Origin of the sequence: Mycolicibacterium arabiense (assembly GCF_010731815.2) — a bacterium.
Lineage (GTDB): Bacteria > Actinomycetota > Actinomycetes > Mycobacteriales > Mycobacteriaceae > Mycobacterium > Mycobacterium arabiense.
Genome location: NZ_AP022593.1, coordinates 1949780 through 1966287 on the forward strand (window position 1 = coordinate 1949780; position 16508 = coordinate 1966287).

General features: G+C 67.8%; 18 protein-coding genes. 7 read left to right on the top strand and 11 right to left on the bottom strand.

Features of this window, described 5'->3' with window-relative positions; genetic code table 11:
* Window positions 1–14: 14 nt before the first annotated feature.
* The 3 genes from G6N61_RS11090 to G6N61_RS11100 all read left to right on the top strand — a co-directional run bounded on the left by G6N61_RS11090 (window position 15) and on the right by G6N61_RS11100 (window position 2917).
* Window positions 15–806 (top strand): enoyl-CoA hydratase/isomerase family protein, encoded by a 792-nt coding sequence (locus G6N61_RS11090; protein ID WP_163918573.1) that lies wholly within the window; start codon window positions 15–17, stop codon window positions 804–806.
* A gap of 328 nt (window positions 807–1134) precedes the next feature.
* Window positions 1135–2364, top strand: coding sequence for a molybdopterin-dependent oxidoreductase (locus tag G6N61_RS11095; protein ID WP_235887486.1), 1230 nt, complete (start codon window positions 1135–1137; stop codon window positions 2362–2364).
* A 52-nt stretch (window positions 2365–2416) separates the two neighbouring features.
* The gene (locus G6N61_RS11100; RefSeq protein WP_276078387.1) at window positions 2417–2917 is read left to right on the top strand and encodes a hypothetical protein; all 501 of its coding nucleotides are present in this window, start codon (window positions 2417–2419) and stop codon (window positions 2915–2917) included.
* Window positions 2918–2964: 47 nt separating this feature from the next.
* Here G6N61_RS11100 and G6N61_RS11105 read toward each other — a convergent pair whose 3' ends face one another.
* The 3 genes from G6N61_RS11105 to G6N61_RS11115 all read right to left on the bottom strand — a co-directional run bounded on the left by G6N61_RS11105 (window position 2965) and on the right by G6N61_RS11115 (window position 7031).
* The gene (locus tag G6N61_RS11105) at window positions 2965–3924 is read right to left on the bottom strand and encodes a carbon-nitrogen hydrolase family protein (protein WP_163918576.1); all 960 of its coding nucleotides are present in this window, start codon (window positions 3922–3924) and stop codon (window positions 2965–2967) included.
* A 44-nt stretch (window positions 3925–3968) separates the two neighbouring features.
* Window positions 3969–5306, bottom strand: coding sequence for a histidinol dehydrogenase (gene hisD, locus G6N61_RS11110; RefSeq protein WP_163918577.1), 1338 nt, complete (start codon window positions 5304–5306; stop codon window positions 3969–3971).
* Between the two features lie 204 nt (window positions 5307–5510).
* Window positions 5511–7031 carry an APC family permease gene (locus G6N61_RS11115; protein ID WP_235887487.1) on the bottom strand — a complete coding sequence of 507 codons (1521 nt, stop codon included), beginning with the start codon at window positions 7029–7031 and terminating at the stop codon, window positions 5511–5513.
* 108 nt (window positions 7032–7139) lie between these two features.
* Between G6N61_RS11115 and G6N61_RS11120 the strand changes: the two genes are divergently transcribed.
* The gene (locus tag G6N61_RS11120; RefSeq protein WP_163918579.1) at window positions 7140–8066 is read left to right on the top strand and encodes a LysR family transcriptional regulator; all 927 of its coding nucleotides are present in this window, start codon (window positions 7140–7142) and stop codon (window positions 8064–8066) included.
* Between the two features lie 13 nt (window positions 8067–8079).
* Here G6N61_RS11120 and G6N61_RS11125 read toward each other — a convergent pair whose 3' ends face one another.
* The 3 genes from G6N61_RS11125 to G6N61_RS11135 are packed head-to-tail and all read right to left on the bottom strand — an operon-like array spanning window position 8080 to window position 10457.
* A complete protein-coding gene (locus G6N61_RS11125; RefSeq protein WP_163918580.1) occupies window positions 8080–8973 on the bottom strand; it encodes a ferredoxin family protein in 894 nt (297 codons plus the stop codon).
* Window positions 8970–10202: a cupin domain-containing protein gene (locus G6N61_RS11130; protein ID WP_163918581.1), complete on the bottom strand. Its 1233-nt coding sequence runs from the start codon at window positions 10200–10202 to the stop codon at window positions 8970–8972. Before G6N61_RS11130 ends, G6N61_RS11125 begins: the two co-directional genes overlap by 4 nt.
* Before the next feature lie 6 nt (window positions 10203–10208).
* Window positions 10209–10457, bottom strand: a complete 249-nt coding sequence (locus G6N61_RS11135; RefSeq protein WP_163918582.1) for a BatC protein — start codon at window positions 10455–10457, stop codon at window positions 10209–10211.
* Between the two features lie 182 nt (window positions 10458–10639).
* Between G6N61_RS11135 and G6N61_RS11140 the strand changes: the two genes are divergently transcribed.
* Window positions 10640–11002, top strand: a complete 363-nt coding sequence (locus tag G6N61_RS11140; RefSeq protein ID WP_163918583.1) for a DNA polymerase ligase N-terminal domain-containing protein — start codon at window positions 10640–10642, stop codon at window positions 11000–11002.
* 13 nt (window positions 11003–11015) lie between these two features.
* Here G6N61_RS11140 and G6N61_RS11145 read toward each other — a convergent pair whose 3' ends face one another.
* The 5 genes from G6N61_RS11145 to G6N61_RS11160 are packed head-to-tail and all read right to left on the bottom strand — an operon-like array spanning window position 11016 to window position 14975.
* Complete coding sequence (locus tag G6N61_RS11145) at window positions 11016–11501, bottom strand: (R)-mandelonitrile lyase (RefSeq protein ID WP_235887488.1); 486 nt, start codon at window positions 11499–11501, stop codon at window positions 11016–11018.
* 26 nt (window positions 11502–11527) lie between these two features.
* A complete protein-coding gene (locus G6N61_RS11150) occupies window positions 11528–12664 on the bottom strand; it encodes an alpha/beta hydrolase (RefSeq protein ID WP_163918584.1) in 1137 nt (378 codons plus the stop codon).
* Entirely contained in the window at window positions 12661–13263 is a 603-nt protein-coding gene (locus G6N61_RS30805; RefSeq protein WP_235887489.1) for an MFS transporter, read from the bottom strand. Before G6N61_RS30805 ends, G6N61_RS11150 begins: the two co-directional genes overlap by 4 nt.
* 3 nt (window positions 13264–13266) lie before the next feature.
* Window positions 13267–13911 (bottom strand): MFS transporter, encoded by a 645-nt coding sequence (locus tag G6N61_RS30810; RefSeq protein ID WP_235887490.1) that lies wholly within the window; start codon window positions 13909–13911, stop codon window positions 13267–13269.
* Window positions 13912–13949: 38 nt separating this feature from the next.
* The gene (locus G6N61_RS11160; protein ID WP_163918585.1) at window positions 13950–14975 is read right to left on the bottom strand and encodes a zinc-dependent alcohol dehydrogenase family protein; all 1026 of its coding nucleotides are present in this window, start codon (window positions 14973–14975) and stop codon (window positions 13950–13952) included.
* A 162-nt stretch (window positions 14976–15137) separates the two neighbouring features.
* On the opposite strand from G6N61_RS11160, the gene G6N61_RS11165 reads away from it, so the two are divergent.
* Together G6N61_RS11165 and G6N61_RS11170 are read left to right on the top strand one after the other, a co-directional pair.
* Window positions 15138–16025 (top strand): helix-turn-helix transcriptional regulator, encoded by an 888-nt coding sequence (locus tag G6N61_RS11165; RefSeq protein WP_163918586.1) that lies wholly within the window; start codon window positions 15138–15140, stop codon window positions 16023–16025.
* Complete coding sequence (locus G6N61_RS11170; protein WP_163918587.1) at window positions 16022–16504, top strand: cyclophilin-like fold protein; 483 nt, start codon at window positions 16022–16024, stop codon at window positions 16502–16504. Before G6N61_RS11165 ends, G6N61_RS11170 begins: the two co-directional genes overlap by 4 nt.
* The last annotated feature ends 4 nt before the right edge of the window (window positions 16505–16508 follow it).

Sequence of the window (16508 nt, forward strand, 5' to 3'; positions counted from 1 at the left end):
GCACCCTGAGATTCGTGCCAGCCGAACCGACCACCGTCGAGCATTCCACCACCGAAGCCGGAGCCGACGTCGCCGTCCTCACCTTTCACAACGGGCCCCTGAACCTCTTCGACCAGGCGATGTTCGACTCCCTGATCGACGACGTCGCCAACTTGGCCGCCAATCCGCCGCGCGCGCTGCTGCTGCGGGCCGAGGGCAAGGTGGTCTCCGCCGGCGTCGACGTCCACGTCTTCCAGGGACTCACCGCCGCCCAGGGCGCCGACCTCTGGCGCAGGCTGTTCACCGAGATCATCGACCCGCTCGAGGCGCTACCGTGCCCGGTGGTGTTCGCGGCACACGGGCTGACGCTCACCGCGGCGTTCGAGATCTCGCTGGCGTGCGACGTCATCCTCGCCGCGCCGAAGGCGAAGTTCGGCCTGGTGGAGACCGTCGTCGGACTCACCCCGTCCATGGGCGGGCCGCAGCGACTCGCCGAGCGTGCCGGCTCGGGCCGCGCACGCGAACTGGTGATGACCGGTGACCTGTACGACGCCGCGACACTGCACCAGTGGGGCGTCGTCAACGCCGTGCACGACGACCTCGACGACGCCGCCCGAGCGTTGACCCACCGTCTCGCGGACGGGCCGACGAAGGCTCACGCCGCCACCAAGGCGATCATCGGCGCGTGGCGCTCCGGTGGCGTTCAGCACGCCGACTCGGTGACGCCAGAGGTGTCCGGCGCCCTGTTCGACACCGATGACCTGCAGCGCGCCGTGGTCAGCTTCCTCGAGGCCGGCCCGGGAAACGCCACCTACACCGGACGCTGATCGGCTCTGCCCCGACGAGTCTCGCCCACGACGTCGACACGAATCACCCTCTGCTTCGCAGCACGGCCGAGGCGGTCCACCGCGTCCGTGCGTTGACGAGCGTCCGTGCGTTCTAGGGATCCGTGTAACGCTTTCTCCGCCGCGCGGCACCATTGACCGTGCCTACTTCGAACGAGCCATCGCAGCGAATCGTCCAGTCGTTCACTGCCGCCGTGGACGTGCCCCCTGGCTCGACCTCCCCCCGGGCCCGGCGCGGCGGCAGCGCGTGACCGGCCGTTCGAGCAGCACCGGGCCGGCAAGGCGGTGGCGGGGCCGCGACTGGCCCAAGTTGCCGTTTCGAAGTCCGCTTCGCGGTCCATGGTTGACCTCGATCCTGGGTGCGGTGTTGCTGGCCTCCCTGCCGATCGTCACGATCACCGGACTGCTGTCCTGGGTTGCCTACGGGCCGAACTTCGGACAGGCGATCCCGGCCGACGTCGGGTGGCTTCACCTACCAGCCTTCGACTGGCCTGCCCGACCGTCATGGCTGTATCGGCTCAATCAAGGCCTCCACGTCGGGCTGGGGCTGATCCTGATCCCGTGGGTGCTGGCGAAGCTCTGGTCGGTGATCCCCAAGTTCTTCCAGTTGCCCCCGGTGACGTCGATTGCCCAGGCGCTGGAGCGCATCTCGCTGTTTGCCCTCGTCGGCGGCATCCTCTTCGAGATCATCACTGGCGTCCTGAACATCCAGTACGACTACGTCTTCGGGTTCAGTTTCTACACCGCGCATTACTGGGGTGCATGGGTCTTCATCGCCGGGTTCGTCGTCCACGTCGCGGTGAAGTCGCCGACCATGTGGCGATCGCTGCGATCACGATCGATGCGTTCGGTGTTGACGACGAGCCGCGCACGCACGGTTCCCGAGCCGCTCGACGACACCGGGCTCGTCGCGCCCGACCCGGCTCCGGCCACCCTCAGCCGACGCGGTGCGCTGGCACTGGTGGGCGCGGGTTCCGCCTTCGTCGCCGTGTTGACCGTGGGACAGACGACGGGTGGCTTCCTCCGCCACGCTGCGCTGCTGCTGCCGCGTGGACGCTCATATGGCAACGGCCCGAACGACTTCCAGATCAACCGGACGGCACGGGCAGCCGCCATCGACCCACATCAATACGGCGACGCTTGGCGCTTGACGCTCACCGGGACGGCCGGCGGCGTCACCCTGAGCCGTGCGGAGCTCCTGGCCATGCCGCAACACACGGTCGACCTCCCCATCGCCTGTGTCGAGGGCTGGTCCACCGTGCAGACGTGGACGGGCGTCCGGCTGAGAGATCTCGCAGACTCGGCCGGCGTTCGGCGCCTGACCTCGGCTCGGGTCGACTCGTTCGAACGCTTCGGCGCCTTCCGGTCGGCCCAGTTCACCGCCGATCAGACGCTGCACCCGGATTCACTGCTGGCGCTGCAGGTCAATGGAGCCGACCTGAGCCCCGACCACGGCTACCCGGCACGGATCATCATGCCAGCGATCCCTGGGGTCCACGCCACCAAATGGGTGTCCACGATCGACTTCCGGGAGGCATGACGTGCAACGGTTCAGACGGATCTACGGGGCTCACCCGCTGCACCTGTTGGCCATGGCGGCCTGCTTCGCCCTGTGGGGAAGCGTGGTCCTCGTCGCCGGCCCGATGACGTTCGTGAACACCGCGGTCTGGTGGCAGTCGATCGTCGTCTGGTTCGTCGGCGGCGCAATCTTGCACGATCTGGTGCTCTTCCCGCTCTACGCGATCGCCGACTGGTCACTGCGCACCGGGCTCGCTGCCAGCGCGGGCTCGAGTCACTTCCACGTCTCGGACGTTCCGGTGATCAACTACGTCCGTCTGCCCGTGCTCGGCACCGGATTGACGTTCCTTATCTTCTTCCCCGGCATCATCGAGCAGGGCGCCGAGTTCTACGTCAACGCCACCGGGCTGACGCAGGAACCGTTCCTCGGCCGATGGCTGCTCCTCGTCGGCGCGATGTTCGCCGCGAGCGCCACGGCCTACGCGCTACGGGTCGCGTGGCATACGCGAAGCCGTCGTACGTCAGCGGCCGTCGTGGCTGCGGTCCCTAACGGGACCGACTCGCCGGGTGATTGAGCACCGACCGACTCCCGTACACCCGACGCGGCGGGGTCGCGACATCCTCAGTCGGTGAAGGTGGCGATAGCCTGCCGACGGCGGTCGACGACCAGCCTCGTGACGTCGGGGCGACCGTAGTGACCAGCCGGGTCGAAGTTCTGACGCTCACGACGAACCTCACCGTGATCGATCGTCGCGACCGTGAGGCCTTCCTCCGAGTCGATCGGTTCGACGACCCACGTTCCGTCGGGTGCGGCGATACACGTTCCGCCGGTGCTGATCTGCTCGTCACTGGCCCTCTTCATGATCTCCGACCCCGGCATGGAGTCCGGGATGTCGTCGCGGCGGAGCAGTCCCGACACCGAGATCACGTAGGAACGCGACTCGAGTGCGATGAAGCGGGTTATGTCCGCGGTGTCGTAGACGTCTCCGGGCCAGAGCGCCACGTGCAGATCTTCGCCTTGGGCGTACAACGCGGTGCGCGACAGCGGCATCCAGTTCTCCCAGCAGTTCAGTGTGCCGTAGGTGAACGGTCCCAGCTCGTGTGTGACCAGCCCATGCCCGTCACCGTTGGCCCAACTCAGCCGCTCCTCGTAGGTTGGTGTCAGCTTCCGATGGACGGAGGCGATCTCGCCGGACGCGTCGATGGTCACGGCAGAGCAGTAAATGCTGTGTCCCCCACGGTCCCCCGGGCGCTCGGCGACACCGAGCACGACCGAGACCTCGTTCCGTCGCGCGGCGTCACGCACCCCGTCCAGGTGACCGGCCTCGATGTCGACGGCTTCCCTCAGGTAGAGCGCATGGATGTCCCTCTGCAGGTCGGAGTTGAACGTCGCCCCGTCCGTGCGGCCCAGCCAGAACGGATAGCCGGGTACCACCGTCTCACCGAAGGCGACGAGGTCGCACTCCTTCGCCCCCGCCTCGTCGACGTACCCCTCGACCTTGGCCAGCGTCGCCTCTCGGTCGAGGTACACGGGAGCCATCTGCACCGCGCCAACGACTTTCGTTTGTATCGAATCGATCATGGTGTCATCTTCCGATCAGTCGTCCGCAGCCCATGGTTGAGGCGTCATTCGGCGGCCGCGGTTCCGGTGCCGTACAGGGCGAGTCGGCGCGTGGCAGTGGCGCTGTGTGCCGCCATGCCCTCGGAATCCGAGATGACCTGAACGGCATGCGCCAAGTCGGGTGTGGCTTCTCGACCGATGCGCTGGTAGGTGAGCGGCTTCAGGTACCGCGACACCGACAGACCGGCGCTGTGCTTCGCACCCCCGGCAGTGGGGAGCACGTGATTGGTGCCCGCCATGCCCTTGTCGGAGTAGGCGACGGTGCTCCACGGACCGAGGAATACCGAGCCGTAGTTCTGCAATCGATCGTGATACCAATCGTCGTCGGCGGTGATGATCTCCAGGTGCTCCGGAGCGAGATCGTCCATCAGCAGGGCGGCGGTCTCCCTGTCGTCGGCGACCGTCACGACGCCGTAGTCACGCCACGCGGGGCCGGCGATCGGCTCGGTCGCCAGACTCTTCAGCTGACGCTCCACCGCAGCCAAGACGGCGCGCCCATGTTCCTCGGAGGTGGTGACGAGCGCCGCTGGCGAGTTCGTGCCGTGCTCGGCTTGGCCGAGCAGGTCCGCGGCGACGATCTCGGGGTCGGCGGTCTCGTCGGAGAGCACGGCCACTTCCGAGGGGCCGGCGAGCAGGTCGATGGCCACTGTGCCGAACAGTTGGCGTTTCGCCTCGGCGACGTAGGCATTCCCCGCTCCGACGAGCATGTCGACGGGAAGTTCCCCCAGGAGTCCGAATGCCATGGCGGCGAGGGCCTGAACGCCCCCGAGCACGAAGACGCGGTCGACACCCGACAGGTGAGCTGCATACAGGACGGCGTCGTTCGCGCCTCCGCTTGGCTGGGGCGGCGTGCAGGCCACGACCGTCGACACACCGGCAGCCTTCGCTACGCCCACTGTCATGAACGCCGATGCCGTCAGCGGGAAGCGCCCAGCGGGTAGGTACGCCCCCACTCGGGCCACCGGAACGTAGCGAATGCCCGTGACGAGACCTGGGCACAGCTCGGTCTCGAATCCGGTTATGTGGGAACGTTGTTCGCGCGCGAAGGCTCGAGTGCGCTCGGAACCCAGTTCGATCGCCTCACGGAGATCCCGCGGGAGACGCTCACCACTCGTCGCGACGTCCTGCGAGGAGAGTTCGAAGTCGAGACGGTCGTCGTCGTCGAGTGTGCGGCTGTAATCGCGTACCGCGTCGAGTCCCCTGGTCTCGATCTCGCGCAGCATCCTGCTCACGGTATCGATGACGGCAGGATCTCGCTGGGCCGCGGGGGCGTCCACGAGGGGTCGCTTGAGGTGATGGACTCGGCCCTGCACCCGGTCGAGGAGAGAAGTGGAGTAGCGCATGACCACACCGTAGGCAGAGCCGTCGTGAAGCACTAGGGAGTGATTCCCGTCGGAGTCCATAGGTTTTCACGATGATGCCAGGGCCCGACGGCGCTGCGGGAACGGCCTTGCGATGGCCAAGCCTCCCGCGACACGCTTCGGGGCGAAACGGCGTTACCCCGATGACCCGGGGCATCGCGGGTCATCGGGGCGAGTCGGCGAGTTCTACTCCCCGTTCGACGCAGCAGCGGCGGTCGTCGACGGGTCGGGCGCGGCAGCGTGCTTCGTCCCGTTCGCGAGCGCGAAGCTCGGTCCGGCCTCCGAACGCGCGATGCGTCCCCTCAGGACGAGCAACCACCACACGCCTGCCACCGCCATCGTCAGAACGAAGACGATGGCATTGGCGCGGAAGTCGGGTAGCAGGAGCAGCGCTGACATCACCGATCCGAAGACGATCAGGCCCACGGCGTACACCGGCGCGCGAAACCGTCCGAGGTCGAATATCCCCGGCGATCCGACGGGTATTCGCCTGCGCGCGTTGGCAACCAGAAGCCCGGCGGTGGTCAAGAGGTATACGCAGAAGAACCCGAGAGCCGACATGCCGACGATGTACGAGAAGGTCTGCTCGTTGGCCAGCGCCGAGAGCAGGAGGACCAATGAGACCAGACCCGTCGTCAAGACTGCAGGGGTCGGCACCATGTGCTTCTCCGAGACCCGGCGAAGGAGGCGCGACCCGGGAAGCATGTTGTCCCTTCCCATGGCGTAGACCAACCTGGTGGCCACGAGCATGATCGCCAGCACGCACACCAGGATGTTCGTCAAGGCCATCGCGATGACCAATTTGGAGAACCACGGCGATACCTGTTGCGCGAACAGATCGGCGATCGGCGAGGCGCTTTCGACTAGCGAGTCCGGGTCCTTGATGACCAAGAGGAAGACGACGTACATGAAGAACTCGATGGCCGACGCCACGCCCAGTGCCAGGAACATCGTGCGAGGGATGGTGCGCCGGGCATCCTTGGTCTCTTCGGCGATGTCCGCTGCTGCCTCGACGCCCAGCAGTCCGAAGATGCAGCCGAGGCTCGCGGTCAACCACACGACGACGTACGGCGACGACGACGTGCCCGCGGCGCCCGTGGAGAAGAGGAAGTCGATGCCCTGGTGTTCGTCGGAGACAAAGAATGCCACGACGGCGATGAACGCAGTCGCTCCGACCGTGACCACCAACTCCAAGGCCACACCGATGTTGTTGAGCATGGTCGCGAGCCGTACGCCGTAGACGTTGATGAGCACGCACAGCAGGACGATGGCGATGGCAACGGCGATTTGGACCGGGGTGGTCATGTCGATGCCCAGTAGGCCGCCGACGTATCCAGCCATCACGAAGGCGACACCGGTGAAACCGCTGATGAACCCGACGGCACCCGCAAAACCGGTGAACCACCCCAGGCTCGGATGGACGAGCCTGCTCGTCCATTGATACGCGTAACCGGCCAGGGGGAGCTTTCCGACCAGGTCAGCCGCGATCAGTGCCCAGACGAAGAAGATCCCGACTGCGACCGGGAACGTCCATACGAACGCAGGGCCAGCCGTCCCCAACCCGAAACCGAAACCGGAGAACACCGCCGTGGTGGCGCTGATGACCGAGAAGCCAAGGAAGAACGACGAGACACCCCCCACCGATCGGCTTAGCTTCTGGGTGTACCCCAGCTCGCCGAGTTGGCGGTCCTCTTCAGTGCTGTCCATTGCCATTCCTCCTGTGCCGCAGGTCAGTACCTGGCGTGGAGCGAGCCTATGGAGGGGAGGCCAAGAGGACAACCTTGTGAATCCCAGGGGGTGCTATCGTCTTTCGCTATGGCTCTTTCGCTGATTCAGCTACGGGTCTTCGTCACCGCGGCTCAGTGCGGCTCGTTCACTGCTGCGGCCAAGGAGCTTCACATGTCGCAGCCGACCGTCTCGGAGACCATCCGACGGATCGAGGAGCAGTACGGCACCCCACTGTTCGTGCGGGGCCCGAGAAAGCTGACGCTGACAGCCCCCGGCGAGGAGCTGATGCCCTTGGCCGAGCAGACTCTGGCGTCTGCGCACGCCGCCGACCGAGCGCTGACCGCAGTGACCGGACTGCAGTCGGGCGTCGCATCATTCGGCCTGCTGCGCAACGCCAAGCACTACGCGATGGCGGACCTCCTGACGTCGTTCCACGCCCGCCATCCGAACGTTCGCCTGCGCGTCGTAGGCGTGAACTCCGCGGACGTCGCGGATCTCGTGCGCGACGGCGCTCTCGAAGCAGGACTGGTGGTGTTGCCCGTGGACACGCGCGAACTCTCCGTCACGCCCCTCCTCAGAGACGAGGTGGTCTACGCCACGACCTTCCCCTCGCGGACGGGGCCAATGACCATCGAGGACATGGCCGCAGCCAAGTTGATCCTGTACGACGCGCACGCGGGCTGGCGTGACCCCACACGCAGGCAGTTGGCCGAACGCGCATTGCTGAAGGGCCTCACCCTGACTCCGTTGATCGAAGTCGAACAGGTGGACACCGCACTCGAGCTGGTCGCAGCCGGAGCGGGCGAGACCTTCGTGTCACGTGCGGTTGCGACGTCTCCGGTCGCGCCCGTCGGCCTTCGGTACCTACCCTTCGAGGAACCGCTCTACGACACCGTCGCGCTCATCAAGAAGGAGTCCACGATGCTGTCCCCCGCGACGAAGGAACTCGCCCGGCTGGCCAGGGATACCTTGGCGAACACCCGAACCGCCGGTTCGGGGCGGCGCACGACGTGATGCGCACGGGGCGCTAGCGCGCAGGCTCGATGGCCTCGAGCACGAAGGTGCGCACCTGCCCCTCGGCGGTCGCGCTGCACTGGGACAGCAGCGGAGCCGACATCTGCTCCCCCACCTTGACCTCGACGCTGCCCGCGTCGGTGCCCAGCGTCACCCGCGTGGTGGCGTCATCGCGCTCCACGCGAAGCGGTGGCAGCGCGTCGATGCGGTCGTCACCAAATGCTTCGCGCGCGAAGTGCTGCGCGGCCTGCACGACGTGCGGGAGCGACGTGCGCCCGCGCAGGTGCGAGTCGACGAGACGGCCGTCGAGGTAGCGCCGCACCAGGTCGGCCGCATCCGTCGTGTCGACCCGTCCGTAGCACAGGCCCTCGGGGAGGACCAGCATCGTGGCGGCGAAGCGGTCGCCGCCGAGATGCGAACACTCCCATACCAATTCGGGGTAGTGGGCGGCGATGGCCGCGACCGCACCGCGGCCACGCACCGCGCAGCACTGATCGTGCTTGCCGTGCGCACACACGGTGACGAGCGGGCCGGTGACCGCGACGCCGTCGGAGCCGTCCAGCGCGAGGTCGAGATAGCCCGTCGGGCCGTCCACCTCGCCACCGTAGAGCGCCTCCTCGCCGGGCCGCGCCTGCGCGACGAACCAGCGCCATCTCGGCGCCTCGGACCTGCGTCCGTGCCTACGAATGGCCGCGATCCGCATGCCGGCCATCTCGGCGCGACGGACGATCGCGCGTCCCAGGACGGGGTCGATGACCGTCGGCGACTGCAGGAACGCCGAATGGCCCCAGGGGCCGGACAATTCGAGCATCAGCCAGGAGAAGCCCGCCGAGGCGGTGCCGTACATCGGGTCGTTGCGGGCGAGACTCTGGTTGCTGCACGGGACCCGCTTGGCCGCTGCGGTCATTCGCCCGCCGTCGCGACGCGCTCGTCGACCACCGGTACGACGACGGCCTCGCGCAGCAGCCGGCGGAGCACCACCTCGCCGTCGGCGGCATCCAGGCCGGGCAGGTCGGCGGCACCGAGCGTCGCTCCCCGATGCAGCGCAGCCAGGGCGTCGGCGCACGACTCCGGGAAGGTGATCGCGCGGTCGGTGAGACGCAGCCGCACCTTCCCGGCGTCGCGTTCCACTGACGCGATCAACCCGTGCCGCCACCGCACGCTGACCGCGTCGACACCAGCGGCGGCGTCCAGCGACGCCAGCGGCCGCACGGCGACGGGCCGTGTGCGCTGCGCGTACTGCCGGGTGAGACGGGCGGCGACGCCCTCGTCGAGCCCGGGTGGGCCGTCGCGCAGCGTCGCGGCGAGCTGGGCGATGACCTTGGTGGCGGTAGCCGTCATCTCGTCGCGGTCGGTTGCGTTCATCCCCATGGGGAGTGATCTTCTCAGGTCGGCCGCATCGGCCAGCTGGTCGACCAGCGCCCGCACGACGTCGATCCCCGTCATCGCGGCGACACCGATGGTCAGGTGGATCGACACCCCGCCCATCGCCTGCGCGGAGTGAATCCAGCCGCGCGGCAGATAGAGCGCGTCGCCCGGGCCGAGCACGGTGTCGATCACCGGGTCGTCCTTGGCGCGTTCGGCCACTGCGGCGCGGTGATCGGTCCACGGTTGATCGGCCAGCGGGTCGAGGTGCACGGGCTCGTGCACGGTCCAGTGCTTGTGGCCGGTGGTCTGCAACACGAAGACGTCGTGCACGTCGTAGTGCGGGTCGAAGCCGCGGTTCTGCGGCGGCGTGACGTAGGCGTTGGCCTGCACGGGATGGCCGAGGTCGTCGACCATGCCGCGGACGAAGTCGATGACCGGCGGCCACAGCCGGTGTAGGCCCTGCAGGACGATGGTCGCGCCGGCGGCGAACTGTGCGAGCACCTTCGCCGAGTCGACCTGGTCGGGCATCTCGGCACCGAAGCCGGCCGGCGCGAGATAGCCGTCCTTGGCCACCACGCCACCCTCCTTGGCGACGCGGATGAACGGTGCGCGCACCCCGCGTTCGGCGAGCAACTCGTCGACGGCAGCGGCCGAGAGCAGATCGTCGAAGCCGCGGGGCAGCGCGTCCGATCGGCTGAGCAACGGCGAACCCCCCCAGTGAGTTCGGGCGAACTCCTGGGGGTCGATCGAGATGCAGCGGCTCAGCATCGAGCGTTAGGCGGAACCGTCGGCACCGCCGTCATGGCCCTCGGGATTGGAGCCACCATCCGCGGTGCCCTCGCCACCGGCAGAGCCGTCGGCGCCGCCGTCATGACCCTCGGGGTTCGAGCCACCGTCAGCCGTGCCCTCGCCACCGGCGGACCCGTCAGCACCGCCGTCATGACCCTCGGGATTCGAGCCGCCGTCAGCAGTGCCCTCGCCGCCGCCGGCCGAGGTGGTGATGTCGTCGTCGTTGATCGCCATGAAAATCTCCTTCGTCGGACCGCACCGGGCTAGTTGAGCAGGAGTGACCTGCTGGGGCACGGTGCCGCGTGAATTGCCACCGAACGCGATCGGTAAACGGAAGGCACGCCTTGCCTTCCTGGCGGGCCCTACCCGGGGCCGCCCGTCTGATCCGGCATGCCGCATCGGAGCAGAATGCTGGTATGTCCCGGCGTGCGATCTTCGTACTCCACGACCATCGCAAGCCTAGCCCGCACTTCGACCTGAGACTCGAGGAAGACGGAGTGCTGCGGTCCTGGGCGGTGCCGAAGGGTCTGCCGACCGACACCCGCCATCCTCGCCTCGCCGTGGCCGTCGCCGATCACGACCTAGAACACGCGACGTACACCGACGAGCACAAGTCGATCGCCGACCACGGCTGGTGGCAACTGGTCGACCGCACCGACCGTCGTTTCGTCTTCGAGTTGCATGGTGAGCGGGGCGTCGTCCGCTACGCCCTCATCGACACCGGCAAGGGTTGGCTGGTGCACCTCACCAAGGACCAGCCCGACGACGACACCCGCTGAGTGCGTTTTCGTACTAGCCCAGGTACTGGTCGTCGGTGACGTGCTCCATCCACTCGACGACTTCGCCGTCGGCGACCTGCTGGATCGCGATGTGCGTCATGGCCGTGGTGTCGACTGCACCGTGCCAGTGCTTGACCCCGGGTGGCGTCCAGATGACGTCGCCAGGATTGATCTGCTGCTTGCTGCCGCCCCACTCCTGCACCCATCCGGTGCCCTCGGTGACGATCAACGTCTGGCCGCCGGGGTGGCTGTGCCATGCAGAGCGTGCGCCCGGGCTGAAACCGACCTCGGCCGCCCCGGAGTGCCGGGCGTCGTTCGGGTCGAACAGCGGTGTGACGCTGACGGCGCCGGTGAAGGTCTCCGCCGGGCCCGGTCCTGCCGGCCGGGCGTCGCTGCGCGAGATCTCCATGGTCGGTTCGGCACCGGCGGGCGTGGCCTTCCACAACCCGAGCGGTACGACGGCCGCCAGCACGGCAGTAAGCGACAGGATCTTCTTCATCGTGGTGGTTCCTTTCGGGGTGGGGATCATTCCTGGCTGTTCAGGCTGTTCCGGAAGAACGTGGTGAGGGTGTCGAACGGAATGAGGTCGACGCGGTCGTACAGGTCGACGTGGCCGGCGCCGGGCACCATCACGAGCTGCTTGGGCTCTGCGGCGAGCTGGTAGGCCTGCTCGCTGAACTCGCGCGAGTGGGCCTGGTCGCCGGTGATGAAGAGCATGGGGCGCGGCGAGATCGTCTCGATGCCCTCGAACGGGTAGAAGTTCATGAACCGCACATTGCTACTGAGGGTGGGGTGCGTGGTGGTCGCCGGGCTGTGTCCCCGCACGGTGCGGTAGAAGTCGTAGAACTCCCGGTCGATCGCGGTCGACCGGTCGGTGAGTTCCTCTGGCGTCCCACCGGTGTATTCGACGTCCCCGCCTGCGAACTCGACGTCGCGCTGCGCGGCGGCCGCGGCGAGGATCTCCTGCCGCTGCTCCGGGGTGAGCGAGTTGCGCAGTCCGTTGCGGTTGACGCCGCCCATGTCGTACATGCTCACCGTGGCAACGGCTTTGATGCGGGGGTCTATCTTGGCGGCACTGATGACGAAGCTGCCGCTGCCGCAGACGCCGAGCGCTCCGATCCGTTCGTCGTCGACGAACGACTGGGTGCGCAGGTAGTCCACCGCGGCGCTGAAGTCTTCGGTGTAGACGTCGGGGGCGACCAGGTTGCGCGGTTGACCGTCGCTCTCACCCCAGTACGACAGGTCCAGCGACATGGTGACGAACCCCTGCTCGGCCATCTTGGTCGCGTACAGATTGGCGCTCTGCTCCTTGACCGCACCCATCGGGTGCCCGACGACCATCGCCGCGTTCTCGACGTTGCGGTCCAGATCGTTGGGGACGAACAGGTTTCCGGTCACGTTCATCTGGTACTGGTTCTTGAACGTCACCTTCTGCACGGTCACACGATCGCTGGTGTAGAAGTTGTCGGCCCCGTTCGACGTGTCCCCCGCCGCCAGCTTCGACGACGGCGCGGCCGACGACGGCGAGGACGGGGCGGCCTCGGGTGCGGACGGAGCGCATCCCGCCGTGGCCAGGACGCCCAGAGCGGCTGCACCGCCGGCCAGTTTCATCAGGCGGCTCCTGCGCTGGCCGCGTCCGGTGGCGTGGGAAGTGGTGGTCATGACGAGTACTCCTTCGTGTGCAGTGGTGAAATCGTTGTACTGGTTGAGCTTTCGGTGGACCGGCGACCCTTTCGGTGGGCGTGCGCCAGCGCGGCCAGCGGCACGAGGGTCAGGGCGGCGATCACGGTTCCGATGATGGGCGGCCCCAGTTCCTGCGCTGGGGACTCGAGGGCGCGCCCGGCCATCCATGACCCGACAGCGGTGCCGAGGTTGAACGCGGAGGTGCTCAGCGCCGACGCCAGCGTGGGCGCCTGCTGTGCGAAGCGGACCGCCAGGGCGATGAGGATGGGGTTGACCGTCATCGACGTCAGCCCCAGCAGCGCGACGAGGACCACGGTCGGCATCGTGTGGCGTGCGGCCAGGCAGATGGCCAGCAGGATGGCCGCCGTGGCGCCCGCCGCCGTGAGCGTGGCGGCATACGGGCGGGTGTCGCCGAGGCGACCGCCGAGGAAGGACCCGGCGAGGGCGCTTACGCCGAACCCCACCAGCGCCAGCGGCACCAGATCCGCAGGCAGTCCGGCGCGGTCGGTCAGAAGCGGCGCGATGTAGCTGTAGGTGGCGAGAGTGCCGCCCATGATCATCGTGGCCGACGCCAGCACGAGTCACAGCCGAGCGGATCGCAAACTGGCGAACTCGGAGCGCACGGAAGCCCGGGGTTGCGTCGGATCGTCGGGCGGTACGTACCGCAGGACCAGGACGAAGGCGATGGCCGCGAGCACCGCCAGCACCCAGAAGGGCCCGCGCCACCCGATGAGCTGACCCGCGAAGGCGCCCAGTGGGACGCCGATGACGTTGGCGAGCATCCCGCCGCCGAGCACGATGCCCAGCGCCCGCGAACTCGCCGCAGGCCCTGCGGCGCGGCTCGCGACGACGGCGGCCACCGCCCAGAACGCCCCGGTGGCCAGAGCGGTGACGAAGCGGGCGACCAGCAGCAGCGTGAACCCCGAACCGAATGCGACCACCAGGTGCCCGACGGCGAACACGCACAGCGCGAGCGCCAGTGTCGTCCGGCGGGGCAGGCGCAAGGTCAGGATCGCCATGCCCGGTGTTCCGACGATCATGCCGACGGCGAAGACCGTGATGAGCAACCCCGCGCGCGCCGGCGTGACGTCGAGGTCGTTGGCGATGCCGGGTAGCAGGCCGGCGATGATGAACTCGGTGGTTCCCATCAGGAACGTGCCGATCGCCAGGACGTAGGTGACGAACGGGAGTCTCCGGGTGTCCGCGTCCGCTGCGGTGCTGGTCATGGAGGCCTCCTCTCGGGGTAGATGGTGGATGGGGGTCCTCACGGACGCAGGAGGACCTTGATGGCCGTGCGCTCGTCCATGGCCCGGTAGCCCTCGGCGGCTCGGTCGATGGGCAGTTCTAAGTCGAACACCCTGCCGGGGTTGATCTTTCGAGTCCAGATTAGGTCGATCAGCTCGGGTAGGAACCGACGTACGGGTGCAGGTCCGCCGTGGAGGTGGACGTGGGTCATGAAGACGTCGTCACCGCGCAGCTCGACGCCGTGCAGTACGCCGACGTAGCCGACGTGTCCACCGGGGCGCGTCGACGCGATGGCCTGCATGGTCGATTCCTGGGTGCCGACCGCCTCGACGACGGAGTGCGCGCCGAGGCCACCGGTCAGTTCCTTGATGCGCGCGACACCGGCGGCCCCGCGCTCTTCCACGACGTCGGTGGCACCGAACTCACGGGCGAGTCGCTGACGCGACCCGTGCCGGCTCATGGCGATGATGCGTTCGGCGCCAGGCTCTTTGGCTGCCAGAATCGCCATCAGTCCGACGGCGCCGTCACCGACGACGGCGACGGTCTTGCCGGGCCCCGCCTCGGCGGCCACCGCGCCGAACCAGCCGGTGCCCAACACGTCCGAGGCGGCAAGGAGACTCGGCACCAGATCGTCGGACGGAATGCCCGGGGTGGCGACGAGGGTGCCGTCTGCCAGGGGCACCCGCATGCGTTGCGCCTGGGCGCGGCCGGTGGTGCCCAGCACCTCACGATTGACGCAGGATGTCTGATAGCCGGCCCGGCAGATCTCACATGTGTTGTCGGAGGCGAAGAACGAGCCCACGACGAACTGTCCCGGCTCGATCGTGCGTACTGCGTCGCCGATCTCTTCGACGATGCCGACGTACTCGTGGCCCATGTGGAAGGGTTCGTCGACGTCGTCGGCGCCACGATAGGGCCACAGGTCGGAGCCGCAGATGCAGGTCGCCGAGAGGGCGATGATCGCATCGGTCGGCGCCAGGATCGTCGGTTCCTCGACGTCCTCGACGCGCACGTCGCCTGGGGCGTACATCACCACACCACGCATGGGGTCTCCTCGTAAACAATTGGTGGTGGCTCAGGTCCATCGCGATCGGCCACCGCTTGCTCATTCGAGGAAACACCGGCGCCAAGCGGCCTGGGAGTCCCTGACGAAGGGTGTATCGGTAGTACGTCCCATCTCGGGTCGAGCCCTCGTACCGTGGTCGACATGGACAACCGGGCCGAAGTTCGCGAATTCTTGATGTCGCGTCGAGCCAAGATCACACCTCAGCAGGCGGGCATCCCGGAGTACGGCAACCGCCGCGTCCCCGGGCTGCGACGCGGTGAGGTGGCATCGCTGGCGGGGGTCAGCATCGAGTACTACAGCAAGCTCGAGCGCGGCGGTCTGGCCGGCGTCTCGGCGTCGATTCTCGATGCGATCGCCAGGGCCCTGCAGCTCGACGACGCCGAACGCGCCCACCTCTTCCACCTTGCGCACGCCGCGGACGGCACCAGCGCGGGCATGCGGCCGCGACGACGGCCCGCCAAGCGCTGGGTCCCGCGCCCGAGCCTGCAGTGGGCTCTCGATCACTTCACCGCTCCGGCGATCGTCCGCAACGGTCGGATGGATCTCCTTGCCGTCAACCATCTCGGCAGGGGAATGCACGCGGCGCTGTACGACAGCGATCCCGGCAGACCGCCCAACTTCGCCCGCTTCACGTTCCTGCACGAGGATTCGCACACGTTCTATCCGCACTGGGACGAGGCAGCGGACATCTGCGTCGCAATCCTCCGCACGGAGGCGGGCCGGGATCCGCACGACACCCTGCTGCAGGATCTGGTCGGCGAATTGTCAACTCTCAGTGCGGACTTCAGGTGGCGGTGGGGGGCCCATGACGTCCGGACCCACGGTGCCGGGGCCAAGACGTTCCACCACGACGTCGTCGGTGATCTCGAACTGTTCTACGAGAGCGTCGACATGATCTCCGATCCGGGGCTCACCCTGACGCTCTACGTCGCCGAACCGGCCTCCCCCACTGCGCATGCGCTCGACCTGCTGGCGTCGTGGACCGCGAACCAGCCGATCGAGGTCGAGTCCGGGCAGCAGTCGACGTGAGGACCCTCAGCGCGTTGGCTGCCGCGCTGGCCGGGATGTTGGTGACGGGCTGCAGTTCCGCACCGTCGCCGGCCGCCCCGTCCAGCGACCCGACACCGGTGACCTCCAACGCATCACCGGTCGACTCCAGCCGGATACGCATCGTCATCGGCGACGTGGAGTTGACGGGCCGACTGTTCGACAACTCGACCGCCCGGGACTTGAAGGCACTGCTTCCCCTTACGCTGACCTTCGCCGACCTCAACGGCGTGGAGAAGTCGGCACCGCTGCCCCGGAAGTTGGCGGTCGACGGCATGCCCGACGGGGACGACCCCCGCGTCCGCGACATCGGGTACTGGTCGCCCGAAGGGGATCTGGTGCTCTACTACGGCGACGTCGGCTACTGGACGGGCATCTCGCGAATCGGTGAGGTCGACGGCGACATCCCAGCCGCGCTTCGCGAGACCGGTGAGTTCACCGCCACCGTGGAGTCGGCGTAACCGC